This window comes from Enterobacter sp. ECC-019 (genome assembly GCF_043974075.1).
GTDB classification, from domain to species: domain Bacteria; phylum Pseudomonadota; class Gammaproteobacteria; order Enterobacterales; family Enterobacteriaceae; genus Enterobacter; species Enterobacter asburiae_D.
In genome coordinates, this window is the sequence record NZ_CP143759.1 from 4,490,630 (window position 1) to 4,503,433 (window position 12,804).

The 12,804-nt window shown below is 59.6% G+C and carries 13 protein-coding genes; 9 read left to right on the forward strand and 4 right to left on the reverse strand.

Annotated elements, in window-relative coordinates; genetic code table 11:
- Positions 1–7: 7 nt before the first annotated feature.
- The 4 genes from V1566_RS21305 to hycA all read right to left on the reverse strand — a co-directional run bounded on the left by V1566_RS21305 (position 8) and on the right by hycA (position 3,887).
- Positions 8–931, reverse strand: a complete 924-nt coding sequence (locus V1566_RS21305) for a respiratory chain complex I subunit 1 family protein (protein ID WP_395304554.1) — start codon at positions 929–931, stop codon at positions 8–10.
- A gap of 1 nt (position 932) precedes the next feature.
- Complete coding sequence (hycC, locus tag V1566_RS21310) at positions 933–2,747, reverse strand: formate hydrogenlyase subunit 3 (protein WP_395304555.1); 1,815 nt, start codon at positions 2,745–2,747, stop codon at positions 933–935.
- A complete protein-coding gene (locus V1566_RS21315) occupies positions 2,744–3,352 on the reverse strand; it encodes a 4Fe-4S dicluster domain-containing protein (protein ID WP_023308971.1) in 609 nt (202 codons plus the stop codon). Before V1566_RS21315 ends, hycC begins: the two co-directional genes overlap by 4 nt.
- A gap of 70 nt (positions 3,353–3,422) precedes the next feature.
- Entirely contained in the window at positions 3,423–3,887 is a 465-nt protein-coding gene (hycA, locus tag V1566_RS21320; RefSeq protein ID WP_395304556.1) for a formate hydrogenlyase regulator HycA, read from the reverse strand.
- Positions 3,888–4,098: 211 nt separating this feature from the next.
- Here hycA and hypA point away from each other — a divergent pair, with 211 nt between their 5' ends.
- The 9 genes from hypA to V1566_RS21365 all read left to right on the forward strand — a co-directional run bounded on the left by hypA (position 4,099) and on the right by V1566_RS21365 (position 12,790).
- A complete protein-coding gene (hypA, locus tag V1566_RS21325; RefSeq protein ID WP_395304557.1) occupies positions 4,099–4,449 on the forward strand; it encodes a hydrogenase maturation nickel metallochaperone HypA in 351 nt (116 codons plus the stop codon).
- Between the two features lie 3 nt (positions 4,450–4,452).
- Complete coding sequence (gene hypB, locus V1566_RS21330; RefSeq protein WP_395304558.1) at positions 4,453–5,316, forward strand: hydrogenase nickel incorporation protein HypB; 864 nt, start codon at positions 4,453–4,455, stop codon at positions 5,314–5,316.
- Positions 5,307–5,579 (forward strand): HypC/HybG/HupF family hydrogenase formation chaperone, encoded by a 273-nt coding sequence (locus V1566_RS21335; RefSeq protein ID WP_395304559.1) that lies wholly within the window; start codon positions 5,307–5,309, stop codon positions 5,577–5,579. Before hypB ends, V1566_RS21335 begins: the two co-directional genes overlap by 10 nt.
- Positions 5,580–5,581: 2 nt before the next feature.
- Positions 5,582–6,703, forward strand: coding sequence for a hydrogenase formation protein HypD (gene hypD, locus V1566_RS21340; protein WP_395304560.1), 1,122 nt, complete (start codon positions 5,582–5,584; stop codon positions 6,701–6,703).
- Positions 6,700–7,710, forward strand: a complete 1,011-nt coding sequence (gene hypE / locus V1566_RS21345; RefSeq protein WP_395304561.1) for a hydrogenase expression/formation protein HypE — start codon at positions 6,700–6,702, stop codon at positions 7,708–7,710. The genes hypD and hypE overlap by 4 nt, the downstream gene beginning before the upstream one ends.
- 57 nt (positions 7,711–7,767) lie before the next feature.
- Complete coding sequence (gene flhA / locus V1566_RS21350) at positions 7,768–9,840, forward strand: formate hydrogenlyase transcriptional activator FlhA (RefSeq protein ID WP_395304562.1); 2,073 nt, start codon at positions 7,768–7,770, stop codon at positions 9,838–9,840.
- Between the two features lie 153 nt (positions 9,841–9,993).
- Positions 9,994–10,992, forward strand: a complete 999-nt coding sequence (locus V1566_RS21355; protein WP_395304563.1) for an ABC transporter substrate-binding protein — start codon at positions 9,994–9,996, stop codon at positions 10,990–10,992.
- Positions 10,992–12,029, forward strand: coding sequence for a FecCD family ABC transporter permease (locus V1566_RS21360; RefSeq protein ID WP_395304564.1), 1,038 nt, complete (start codon positions 10,992–10,994; stop codon positions 12,027–12,029). The genes V1566_RS21355 and V1566_RS21360 overlap by 1 nt, the downstream gene beginning before the upstream one ends.
- Positions 12,029–12,790 (forward strand): ABC transporter ATP-binding protein, encoded by a 762-nt coding sequence (locus V1566_RS21365; protein ID WP_395304565.1) that lies wholly within the window; start codon positions 12,029–12,031, stop codon positions 12,788–12,790. The genes V1566_RS21360 and V1566_RS21365 overlap by 1 nt, the downstream gene beginning before the upstream one ends.
- The last annotated feature ends 14 nt before the right edge of the window (positions 12,791–12,804 follow it).

The window sequence follows — 12,804 nt, forward strand, 5'->3', positions numbered from 1 at the left end:
TCTTTAATCACGCCACCAGCAAGGAGACGAACGCTAAAAATGCAAAACCAAAACCGGCCCAGGTGATGCGTGACGTTTCAACAAAACGCAGGCGTGCCATGCTGTTTTCAAACAGGGCGATCACCAGCACGCCGACCAGCAGCTTGAGGGCGGCAATCACAACGGCCAGCACCAGACCGCCCGCGGAGAAGTGCGTCATTTGTCCCCACGGGAAGAAGACGCCGACAAACATCTGCAGCACCACCAGCTGTTTGAGGCTGATGCCCCACTTCAGCACCGCGAAGCCGTAGCCGCTGTATTCGGTAAGCGGCCCTTCCTGCAGCTCCTGCTCGGCTTCCGCCAGATCGAACGGCAGTTTGCCCATCTCAATAAAGGTGGCGAACGCGCAGGCGCAAAGCGCCAGCACCAGCGGGATCGAGCGTGCCACCGGCCAGTGATAAACGGTGTGGGTGATAAAGCTGATATGAGTAGAGCCCGCCACCTGCGCGGCGACCCACAGCCCGAGCAGCAGGATCGGCTCCACCAGCACGCCGAGCATCGCCTCGCGGCTGGCACCGATGCCGGTAAACGGGCTCCCGGTGTCCAGGCCCGCAATCGCAAAGAAGAAGCGGGCGATGGCAAAGAGGTAAATCAGCGTGATCAGATCGCCGAGCGCCGGCAGCGGCGATCCCACCGTGACCACCGGCAGTGCGGTGGCGATGGTCAGCATGACGCCCACCATCACAAACGGCGTCAGGCGGAAGACCCAGCCTGCAGCGTCGGGTGCCACGCTCTGACGAGAGAGCAGCTTGAAGAGATCGCGGTACTCCTGAAGCACCCCAGGCCCGCGACGATTGTGCATCCGGGCGCGCGCCACGCGCGTGATGCCCGACAGCAGCGGCGCAGCGGCGAACAGCACCAGCGCCTGAAAAATTGCCAGTAACAGACTCATGTCAGGCTCCTCGTGAAATGACAATGACCACCAGCACCGCCAGCTCGATGACCGCCAGACGGCGGAACAGCGCGGGCGCGGCGGTACTCTGCCAGCCGGGTACCCAGCCCACCGGGTTCAGCCAGTGGCGCAGTTTCAGCACGGCGGCGAAGTTCTCCTTCACCGGCATGGCGAAACCGTGGGCGGTGATGACCATCGACTGTTCGTGTTCGTAGCCGCAGGCCCACGCTGCCCCGCGCGCGCGGGAGGTGAGCCTGTCGCGTTTGAAGAACAGCATCAGAACGAGCGGCAGCAGCGGTGCGCCAATCAGCAGCAGAGCGATCATGGGCTGAGAGACGGTGGTATTCGCCACGGTCAGCGGCAGCGGAATGGCGTTGCCCAGCAGCGGCAGCAGCCACGGCGCGGCGACGCCGCCCGCGATGCAGCACAGCGCCAGCGCGACTACGCTCACGCCCATCAACAACGGTGCGCAGCAGGCGTTTTCAGCTTCGCGGGTGCGCGGCGCGCCGAGGAAGGTCACGCCGTAGACTTTCGCCATGCACATCACCGCCAGCGCCCCGGTAATCGCCAGCCCGACCGCCAGCAGCGGGCCGAGCAGACGCGCGATAAAGAGATCGCTCTGACCGAGCGCGAAGAAGGACTGGTAGATCACCCACTCCCCGGCAAAGCCGTTCAGCGGCGGCAGCGCGGCCATCGCCATCAGCCCGACCAGCATCGCCAGTGAAATCACCGGCATCTTTTTGCCAATCCCGCCCAGCTTTTCGATATCCCGATGACCGGTGCGGAACCAGACGCTGCCCGCCCCGAGGAACAGGGTGCTTTTAAACAGGCTGTGGTTGACGAGGTGATAAAGACCGCCGATAAAACCGGCGGCGATCAGCGCCGGATGGTTAAGCGCCAGCCCGGTCACGCCCGCGCCAATACCGAGCAGGATGATGCCGATGTTTTCCAGCGTGTGGTACGCCAGCAGGCGCTGGATGTTGTGCTCCATCAGCGCGTACAGGCCGCCGACGAACGCGGTGATCATGCCCGCAATCAGCAGCACGACGCCCCACCACAGCGGCGGTTGCCCGCCGGTCAGCGTAATCGCCAGAATCCCGAACAGCCCCACTTTCATCACCACCACAGAAAACAGCGCGGCGGCGGGCGCGGAGGCATTCGCATGCGCCTGCGGCACCCAGCCGTGCAGCGGGATGATGCCAGCGAGCAGGCCAAAGCCGATAACGCCCAGCAGCCAGACGTCATTCCCCAGCGGATGGCCGTTGAGCGCAGCGAAGTCCAGCGTGCCAAAGCGTTGCCACACCAGCCAGCAGGCCAGCGCAAGCAGCAGCGTTCCGAGGCGTCCCAGCGCAAACCACAGCTTGCCGGAGGCGCTGCAGCCCGTCAGGAACACGCCGCAAAGCGCCATGATTTCCGCCATCACCACCAGCGCGCCGAGGTTGCTGGAGATAACGGTGCAGACCGCCGTCGCCATCAGCAGGTTAACCAGCAGGCCGTTAGCCCTGGCGTGCGGATGGCGGTGCCAGTCGATATTGAACAGGCTGATAAACACCCCGCACAGGCCAAACGTCACCAGCCAGATGGCGTTCAGAGGCGTGATCTCAACGGTGTGGCGAATCAGCGGCATCACGGTTTCTGCGGACTGGCCGCCGAGCAGGACAACGCCGCCTGCTGCCAGCGTCATCAGGCTAGCTACCGCCCCGCCGATCCCGGCGATCGCGCCGCTGAGGGTTTTATGGAATGAGAAGATAAGCGCCAGAACAGCGGCGGCAGCAAAACAGGCTACCGCGCTGGTAATCATCATCGCCGCGTTCATTTCGCCCCCTCGTTAAGCGCCTGTAGCAGAGAAAGGTCGCCAAAATCACTGTTGATGGTCAGCTCGCGTTTACGCTTGCTGGTACGGGCAATGTCGCGAATGTTAACCAGAATCAATGCCTTAGTCGGGCAGGTGCGCACGCAGGCCGGGCCCTGCTCATCGAAGCTGCACAGGTCGCATTTCACCGCAACGGCACGGATGCCGGGCACCCAGTCCAGCAGCGTGCTTACGCGTGCCGGAGCCGGTGGCGCAGGCGGGGCTTTTGGCGAGTTGGCGTTCGCCGGAATGTGCAGCGGACGGCTGCCGGAAAATTCAATCGCGCCGAACGGGCAGGCAATGCCGCACAGCTTGCAGCTTACGCACAGGCTTTCGTTCAGCTGGACAGCGCCATCAACGCGAGTGATGGCATTCACAGGGCAGACACCCGCGCAGGGGGCGTCTTCACAGTGATGGCAGAGCTGCGGGGCAGACTCTTTTTCATTACGCATGACGTGCAGGCGCGGCATGGACTGCAGCCCATGCAGGCGATGCGTTTCCGAGCACGCCGCCTCACAGGTTCGACAGCCAATACAGACCGTCGAGTCAGCAATTACAAAACGGTTCACCGGGTCATCCTCTGGTGATAGTCATTTTTGACGAAAAACTGTCTTGTCGACACTTCTCGACACACAGGAGTCAGGCCACGTTTGCTGAGGCATTTCCGTCCATCAGCTGTTTCAGGTTGACCGGAAGATCGTGTTCAACGGCGGCGTACAGGCCGTTATAGACCGGCGCGATTTTTTCCAGATAGTGCTCCAGCACCTGCTGGCGATCGCGGTTGCTGACGTGACCGTCCACCATGCCGTCGGCCATCAGCTGCGCCTTCGCAATACACTGTTTTTCGCCGTCTTTTGTCTCGAGGTGGTACTCAATAGTGTGGCTGTTGAAGTTATCCGCCAGGGTCACGTTGATCGTGAAATGGCCGAACAGGACAAAGCTCATATCCCCCTGTGCCGCACAGCTCATCGCGTGGTGAAGACGCGCTTTCGAGAGGGTAATGCCCTGAACCAGCGAGTTGCAGTAAAGGTGCCACTGGTCCTGCAGCTGCTGATGGCGCTGCGCGATGTAATCCGCTTTTTCGCTGATTTCCCAAATAGTCATAGAAGGTATCCGTTTAATGGAGATAGCGGCTGTTAAGCAGATTCCATGCCAGTTTTTATCCTTATGATTTTAGATGAATTTAATTGCAAAACTGCTGTCAACGGAGCGGTGTCGACGTGTCATTTCGACAGCGTTGACATCGTCACGCCTTAACAAAAATCAAGCTGGCATCGTTATTGCATTCAATGGGGCAATTCATTGAGGAGGCGCCATGCACGAAATCACCCTCTGCCAGCGGGCTCTGGAACTTATCGAACAGCAGGCAGTGCAAAACCACGCGAAACGCGTCACCGGCGTCTGGCTGAAGGTCGGAGCGTTTTCCTGTGTCGAGATCAGCGCCCTGAACTTCTGTTTTGAACTGGTGTGTCGCGGCACGCTGGCGGAAGGCTGCGAGCTACATATTGAAGAGCAGCAGGCGGAGTGCTGGTGCGAGCAGTGCCAGCAGTACGTCACCCTGCTGTCATCGAAGGTTCAGCGCTGTCCGCTGTGCCAGAGCACCGGGCTGCGCATCGTGGCGGATGACGGCATGCAGATCCAACGCCTCGAAATAGAGAAGGAGTAAAGTATGTGTAGCACCTGCGGTTGCGCCGAAGGCAACCTGTATATAGAAGGGGATGAACACCGTCCCCATTCCGCGTTTCGCTCCGCGCCCTTTTCACCTGCCCCACGCCCTTCTGCGGCACTGACCGGTATCACCTTCGCTCCGCAACGCTCCGATACGGGCGATCTGCACTACGGCCACGGGGAGGCGGGGACCCACGCACCGGGTATCAGCCAGCGCCAGATGCTGGAAGTGGAAATCAACGTGCTGGACAAAAATAATCAGATCGCCGCCCGCAACCGCGCGCGCTTTGCCACCCGCAAACAGCTGGTGCTGAACCTGGTCTCCAGCCCCGGCTCCGGCAAAACCACGCTGCTCACGGAAACGCTCAAACGCCTGAACGGACGCGTCTCCTGCGCCGTTATCGAAGGCGACCAGCAAACCGTTAACGACGCGGCGCGCATTCGCGAGACCGGCACCCCGGCGATTCAGGTTAATACCGGCAAAGGCTGCCACCTGGATGCGCAGATGATTGCCGATGCGGCCCCGCGTTTGCCGCTGGCGGATAACGGCATTCTGTTTATTGAAAACGTCGGCAACCTGGTCTGCCCGGCGAGCTTCGATCTTGGCGAACGACACAAGGTGGCGGTGCTTTCGGTGACCGAAGGCGAAGACAAGCCGCTGAAGTACCCGCATATGTTTGCCGCCGCGTCCATCATGCTGCTGAATAAAGTCGACCTGCTGCCGTATCTGAATTTCGACGTGGATAAGTGTCTGGCGTATGCCCGTGAAGTGAATCCGGAGATTCAGATCGTACTGGTCTCTGCCACGCGCGGCGACGGCATGGACAGCTGGCTACAGTGGCTGGAGAACGAACGATGTGCATAGGCGTCCCCGGACAAATTCACACCATCGACGGTAATCAGGCCAAAGTCGAAGTCTGCGGCATCCTGCGCGACGTGGACCTGACGCTGGTGGGCAGCAGCGATGAAACGGGCGCCTCGCGTCTCGGCCAGTGGGTGCTGGTCCACGTGGGGTTTGCCATGAGCGTGATTAACGAAACGGAAGCCCGCGACACGCTGGATGCATTGCAAAACATGTTTGACGTGGAGCCTGACGTGGGCGCGCTGCTGTACGGCGAGGAGCGTTAGCCATGCGTTACGTTGATGAATACCGCGCGCCGGAGCAGGTACTGCAGCTTATCGAGCATCTGAAAACGCGCGCAGCGCTGCTGGATTACGCGAAAGAGAGGCCGCTGCGGATCATGGAGGTGTGCGGCGGCCACACGCACGCCATCTTCAAATTTGGCCTCGACCAGCTGCTGCCGGAGAACATCGAGTTTATCCACGGCCCCGGCTGTCCGGTCTGCGTTCTGCCGATGGGGCGCATCGACAGCTGTATTGAAATCGCCAGCCAGCCCGACGTCATTTTCTGCACCTTTGGCGACGCGATGCGCGTGCCGGGGAAAAATGGCTCGCTGCTGCAGGCGAAAGCGCGCGGAGCTGACATCCGGATCGTCTATTCGCCGACGGATGCCCTGACGCTGGCAGAGAATAACCCCGCGCGCAAGGTGGTGTTTTTTGGCCTGGGATTTGAAACCACCATGCCCGCCACCGCCATCACGCTGCAACAGGCGAAAGCGCGTAAGCTCGAGAACTTTTTCTTTTTCTGCCAGCACATTACGCTCATTCCCACGCTGCGCAGCCTGCTGGAAGAGCCGGGAAACGGAATAGACGCCTTTCTGGCACCGGGGCATGTCAGCATGGTGATTGGCACAGACGCCTACGGTTTTATCGCTGAACAGTACAATCGTCCGTTAGTGGTCGCTGGTTTCGAACCACTTGATCTACTGCAAGGTGTCACCATGCTGGTTGAGCAGAAAATAGCGGCCCTGAGTGCAGTGGAAAACCAGTACCGCCGCGTGGTGCCGGATGCGGGAAATGAACGGGCGCAGCAGGCGATAGCCGACGTGTTTTGCGTCGAAGGCGACAGCGAATGGCGTGGACTGGGGCTGATTGCCGAATCCGGCGTGCACCTGACGTCAGCCTATCGCGCGTTCGACGCCGAAGGGCATTTCCGCCCGCAGCCGCAGCAGGTTTGCGACGATCCCCGGGCCCGCTGCGGCGACGTACTCACAGGTAAATGCAAACCTCATCAATGCCCGTTATTTGGCAATACCTGTAACCCGCAAACGGCGTTTGGCGCGCTGATGGTCTCCTCCGAAGGGGCGTGTGCCGCGTGGTATCAGTATCGCAACCAGGAGAGTGAAGCATGAATACGGTTGAAATGGCGCACGGCAGTGGTGGTCAGGCGATGCAGCAGCTCATTAATCAGCTGTTTATGGAAGCATTCAACAACCCCTGGCTTGCCGAGCAGGAAGACCAGGCGCGCATTGACCTCGCCACCCTCACCGCCCAGGGCGACAGGCTGGCCTTCTCCACCGACAGCTACGTGATCGATCCGCTGTTCTTTCCCGGTGGTGATATCGGCAAGCTCGCCGTCTGCGGCACGGCCAACGACGTGGCGGTCAGCGGTGCCATTCCGCGCTACCTCTCCTGCGGGTTTATCCTCGAAGAGGGCTTGCCGATGGAGACGCTCACGACAGTGGTCAACAGCATGGCGCAGACCGCGCGCGAGGCGGGGATAGCGATCGTCACCGGCGATACCAAAGTGGTGCAGCGCGGCGCGGCCGACAAGCTGTTTATCAACACCGCCGGCATGGGAGCGATTCCCGCTGATATTCGCTGGGGCGCGCAGCAGCTTAGCGTGGGCGACGTGCTGATCGTGACCGGAACGCTGGGCTGCCACGGGGCGACCATCCTGAACCTGCGCGAAGGTCTGGGGCTGGACGGGGAACTGCGCAGCGACTGCGCGGTGCTCACCCCGCTAATTCAGACGCTGCGTGCCGTGCCCGGCGTGAAAGCCCTGCGGGACGCCACGCGAGGCGGCGTGAATGCCGTGGTTCATGAGTTTGCGGCAAGCTGCGGGTGCGGGATTGAACTCACCGAGCGCAGCCTGCCCGTTAAGCCTGCCGTTCGCGGGCTTTGCGAACTGCTGGGCCTTGACCCGCTTAACTTCGCAAACGAAGGCAAACTGGTGATTGGCGTTGAACGCGCGGCCGCGGAAGCCGTGCTTGAACAGCTGCGGGCGCATCCGTCAGGAAAAGAGGCTGCGATGATTGGTGAAGTGGTTGAGCGCAAAGGGGTGCGCCTGACCGGGCTTTATGGCGTGAAACGGACGCTGGATCTGCCGCACGCGGAACCCTTACCCCGTATTTGCTAGAACCGCGCCAAAAGCGGTCAGCTTGGATTTTTTTGCTCGTTTCTACTGGAAAGCACTATGCCGTATACACCGATGAGCGATCTTGGACAGCAGGGCCTGTTTGATATCACGCGCACACTTTTACAGCAGCCGGACCTCGGCTCGCTGAGCGATGCCCTGACGCGGCTGGTCAGGCAATCGGCGCTGGCGGACAGCGCCGCGATTGTGCTCTGGCATAGCGGAACGCACCGCGCGAGCTATTACTCAACGCGTGATAATGGCAAAACGTTTGAATACGAAGACGAAACGTATCTGGCGCATGGCCCGGTGCGCCGCATACTCTCCCGGCCTGAAGTGCTGCACTGCAACTTTGCGGAATTCCGACAGGCGTGGCCAAGGCTGGCACAGAGCAATCTCTATCAGCCTTTCGGGCATTACTGCATGTTGCCGCTGGCGGCAGAGGGCCAGATTTTTGGCGGATGCGAGTTTATCCGCACCACCGACCAGCTCTGGAGCGAGGCGGAATACGAGCGCCTGCATACCTTTACCCAGATTGTGGCCGTCGTCGCGGAGCAGATCCAAAGCCGCGTCACCAATAATGTCGATTACGACCTGCTGAGCCGCGAGCGCGACAACTTCCGCATTCTGGTCGCCATCACCAACGCCGTGCTATCACGGCTCGACATGGATGAACTGGTCAGCGAAGTCTCGAAAGAGATCCACCACTATTTCAAAATCGACGCTATCAGCATTGCGCTTCGCGGCCATCGCAAGGGCAAGCTGAACATCTACTCCACGCATTATCTCGATGAAGCCAACCCGGCGCACGAGCAGAGCGAAGTGGACGAAGCGGGCACCCTTTCTGAGCGGGTCTTCAAAAGCAAAGAGATCCTCCTGCTCAACCTGAACGAGCAGGATCCGGTCGCGCCGTACGAGCGGATGCTGTTCAACACCTGGGGTAATAAAATTCAGACCCTGTGCCTGCTGCCGCTGATGTCCGGTAACACTATGCTGGGCGTGCTGAAGCTGGCGCAGTGCGAGGAAGGCGTGTTCACCACCGCCAACCTGAAGCTGCTGCGCCAGATCGCCGAACGTATTTCCATCGCCCTGGATAACGCCCTCGCCTATCAGGAGATCCATCGCCTGAAAGAGCGGCTGGTGGATGAGAACCTGGCCCTGACCGAACAGCTCAACAACGTGGACAGCGATTTTGGTGAAATCATCGGGCGCAGCGACGCCATGTTCAACGTACTCAAGCAGGTTGAGATGGTGGCGCAAAGCGACAGCACGGTGCTGATTCTGGGCGAAACCGGTACGGGTAAAGAGCTGATTGCCCGCGCCATCCACAACCTGAGCAACCGCAACAGCCGACGGATGGTGAAGATGAACTGCGCCGCGATGCCTGCGGGGCTGCTGGAAAGCGATCTGTTCGGCCACGAGCGCGGTGCATTCACCGGGGCCAGCAGCCAGCGGCTGGGCCGTTTTGAGCTGGCGGACAAAAGCTCGCTGTTCCTCGACGAAGTGGGCGATATGCCGCTGGAGCTACAGCCGAAACTGCTGCGCGTCTTGCAGGAGCAGGAGTTTGAGCGCCTTGGCAGCAACAAGCTTATCCAGACCGACGTGCGGCTGATCGCCGCTACCAACCGCGACCTGAAAAAAATGGTCGCCGACCGCGAGTTTCGCAGCGACCTTTACTATCGTCTGAACGTCTTCCCGATCTTCCTGCCGCCGCTGCGCGAACGCCCGGAAGATATCCCCCTGCTGGTCAAAGCCTTTACCGCGAAGATCGCGCGCCGGATGGGGCGAAACATCGACAGTATTCCTGCCGAGACGTTGCGTACCCTTTCATCGATGGAATGGCCCGGCAACGTGCGCGAGCTGGAAAACGTCATCGAACGCGCGGTGCTGCTGACGCGCGGCAATGTGCTGCAGCTTTCGCTGCCGGAGGTTACGCTTCCTGACGTGACCGTGCCCGCCGCCGAGACAGCGAAAGAGGGAGAAGATGAATATCAGCTCATTATGCGCGTGCTGAAAGAGACCAACGGCGTGGTCGCCGGGCAAAAAGGTGCCGCCCAGCGCCTGGGGTTAAAACGCACCACCCTGCTGTCACGCATGAAGCGTCTCGGGATTGATAAAGAGAGCCTCATTTAAGACCTTATTCCGGCGGTGTTTTTCTGACACCGCCTTTTGTTACCCTTCGCAATTGTCCCTCATTGACACAAAATCGTTTCCTCTGTATAAAATTCCGCCTTAATAATGAGTTTCATTTGCATCAAAAATAATTTTAATGAAGGGTAGCGTTTCATGAAAAAGGTCATCTGCGCGTTAGGCCTGGCGATTGCGTCGGTCGGTTCTGCTCTGGCAACCAACTATCCCCTGACGATTGAAAACTGTGGCTATAAAGAGACATTCACCAAAGCGCCAGAACGCGTCGTGGCCCTGGGTCAAAACACCGTCGAAATTTTGCTCCTGCTGGGGCTGGAAGATAAGGTGAAGGCCAGCGCCTTCTGGCCGACAAAAGTGCTGCCGCAGCTGGCGGAACAGAATGCAAAAATCAAAACCCTGACGGTCGAAATCCCGACCCTTGAATCCGTTCTTGCGCAAAATCCTGACTTTGTCCCCGCGCAGTCCCCCCTGCTGCTGGGGCCGGAAAGTAAGGTCGCAAAACGTGACGATTTGAAGACCCTGGGCGTGAACAGCTACGTGTCACCGGGCATGTGCGCGACCAAAAAAGCCACCGGCGATATGTACGGCAGCCGCCAGAAACTGTGGGATATGACGTATCTCTATCAGGAGATTGAGGATTTCGCCAAAATCTTTAACGTTGAAGATCGCGGTCAGGCCGTGATTGCCGACTTCAAAAAACGTGAGGCCGACCTGCGTAAGGAATTCGGCAAGAACAAAAAAGACCTCTCGTTTGTCTTCTGGTTCTCCAGCTCCTCCCCCTCTGCGGACGCCTACGTAGGCGGTAAAAATAGCCCCTCCGGGTTTATCGCCAGCCTGATGGGCGGTCATAACGCCATTACGTCCGAGACCGAATGGCCAACCGTGGGTTGGGAAAGCATTATTGCCGCAAATCCGGATGTCATTGTAGTGTCCAGCCTGGACCGCAACCGCTGGGCACTGGATAACGCGGAAGAAAAAATCAAATTCCTGAAGAGCGATCCGGCGGTCAGCCAGCTGGACGCGGTGAAAAAAGGCCATATCGTGGTGATGGACGGCCAGGCGATGAATCCGACGATCCGCACGATTTACGGGGCTGAGCAGGTCGGCGAACAGCTCAGAAAGCTGGGGCTGAACTGATGACAACCGCCGTTCTTCAGGTCCGGCAGAGCCTGGTTCTGACGACCTCGGGTTTGCTCGCCCTGGTACTGTTATTTCTGACGATCGCGCTGAGTGTCAGCGTCGGCGAGCTATCCATTCCCCTGGATAACGTGTTTTACGCCATCAGCAATAAAATGGGGCTCACCGAGGTTCCGCTCACCCGCATCTATGAGAGCGTGATCTGGGACTTTCGCCTGAGCCGCGCGCTGGTGGCGGCCTGCTGCGGCGCGGGGCTGGCCATCTGCGGTGCCGTATTGCAGAGCCTGCTGAAGAACGCGCTGGCTGAGCCTTACGTGCTCGGCGTGTCTGCCGGCGCCTCTACGGGGGCGGTTTCTGTCGTGGTGCTGGGGATCGGTACCGGTGCAGTGTCGTTGTCTGCTGGTGCTTTTGCTGGGGCATTCGCCGCCTTTGCGTTTGTCGCGTTTCTGACGAACGGCGCGCGCGGGGGAAATGAACGTACCATTCTGGCTGGCGTTGCCGCCTCACAGCTGTTCAACGCCATTACTGCCTACACCATCAGCACCTCCGCCAGCGCCCAGCAGGCGCGCGACGTGATGTTCTGGCTACTGGGCAGTTTCAGCGGCGTTCGCTGGCCTGAGTTCCAGCTGGCACTGGTGGTGGTGCTGATTGGGCTAGCCGTTTGCCTTTACTATTCCCGGGCGCTGGATGCTTTTACGTTCGGCGATGACGCCGCGGCGTCGCTGGGCATCGCCGTCCCGTGGGTTCGCCTGACGCTCTTTACCACTACCGCGCTGATTACCGCGACGATTGTCAGCATGGCGGGCTCAATCGGCTTTGTCGGGCTGGTGGTGCCGCACGTGATGCGTTTCCTGTTCGGGCCGCTGCACCGCACGCTACTGATTGCCAGCGCGCTGGCAGGGGCGATCCTGATGGTGCTGGCAGACATTGCCTCTCGCATGCTGATTGCGCCGCAAAGCCTGCCCGTCGGCGTGGTCACCGCGCTGGTTGGCGTCCCCTTCTTTGCCGTGATTATCTACCGTTCAAGGAATAAGTGATGAGTATCTGCGCTGAAAATATTACCTGGAAGGTAGGTAAAAAAGTCATCGTTAATGACGTCTCGCTGAAGGTGTCACGGGGAGAAACGGTAGGTCTCCTTGGCCCTAACGGCTGCGGTAAATCGTCTCTTTTACGGATCCTCGCGGGTCTACGTCGCCCGGGTGCTGGCTGCGTTACCCTGGACGGCCAGGACATCTCCCGCATCGCCAAAAAGCAGCTTGCCCGCCGGGTCGCTTTCGTGGAACAGCATGGGATGACAGACGCCAACATGCGTGTACGCGACGTGGTGAAACTTGGGCGTATTCCGCACCACTCCGCTTTTTCCAACTGGAGCAACCACGATGACGAAACCGTCACCGCCGCCCTGCAGCGCGTGGATATGCTGGATAAAAGCGACCAGGGCTGGCTGAGTCTCTCTGGCGGTGAGCGCCAGCGCGTGCATATTGCCCGCGCGCTGGCTCAGACCCCAACGGAAATCCTGCTGGACGAACCGACTAACCACCTGGACATTCATCATCAGATGCAGCTGATGCAGTTGATCAGCGAATTACCGGTCACCAGTATCGTCGCTATCCACGATCTCAACCACGCCTCGATGTTCTGCGACTCGCTGATTGTGATGCAGAAAGGGCAAATTGTGGCGACGGGGACACCGCAGGACATCTTATCCGAGTCGTTGCTCTGGGATGTCTTCCGGGTCAAAACCAAAATCGAGATCTCGCCGTTCCATGGTAAAAAGCACATCCACTTTATCGTTTAGGGGCGAGTAAACAA

Coding starts and splice junctions, on each gene's coding strand:
- V1566_RS21360 (WP_395304564.1), top strand. CDS start 10,992: ATGACAACCGCCGTTCTTCAGGTCCGGCAGAGCCTGGTTCTGACGACC.
- hycC (WP_395304555.1), bottom strand. CDS start 2,747: ATGAACGCGGCGATGATGATTACCAGCGCGGTAGCCTGTTTTGCTGCC.
- V1566_RS21355 (WP_395304563.1), top strand. CDS start 9,994: ATGAAAAAGGTCATCTGCGCGTTAGGCCTGGCGATTGCGTCGGTCGGT.
- V1566_RS21335 (WP_395304559.1), top strand. CDS start 5,307: ATGTGCATAGGCGTCCCCGGACAAATTCACACCATCGACGGTAATCAG.
- V1566_RS21365 (WP_395304565.1), top strand. CDS start 12,029: ATGAGTATCTGCGCTGAAAATATTACCTGGAAGGTAGGTAAAAAAGTC.
- hycA (WP_395304556.1), bottom strand. CDS start 3,887: ATGACTATTTGGGAAATCAGCGAAAAAGCGGATTACATCGCGCAGCGC.
- hypB (WP_395304558.1), top strand. CDS start 4,453: ATGTGTAGCACCTGCGGTTGCGCCGAAGGCAACCTGTATATAGAAGGG.
- flhA (WP_395304562.1), top strand. CDS start 7,768: ATGCCGTATACACCGATGAGCGATCTTGGACAGCAGGGCCTGTTTGAT.
- hypA (WP_395304557.1), top strand. CDS start 4,099: ATGCACGAAATCACCCTCTGCCAGCGGGCTCTGGAACTTATCGAACAG.
- hypE (WP_395304561.1), top strand. CDS start 6,700: ATGAATACGGTTGAAATGGCGCACGGCAGTGGTGGTCAGGCGATGCAG.
- V1566_RS21305 (WP_395304554.1), bottom strand. CDS start 931: ATGAGTCTGTTACTGGCAATTTTTCAGGCGCTGGTGCTGTTCGCCGCT.
- hypD (WP_395304560.1), top strand. CDS start 5,582: ATGCGTTACGTTGATGAATACCGCGCGCCGGAGCAGGTACTGCAGCTT.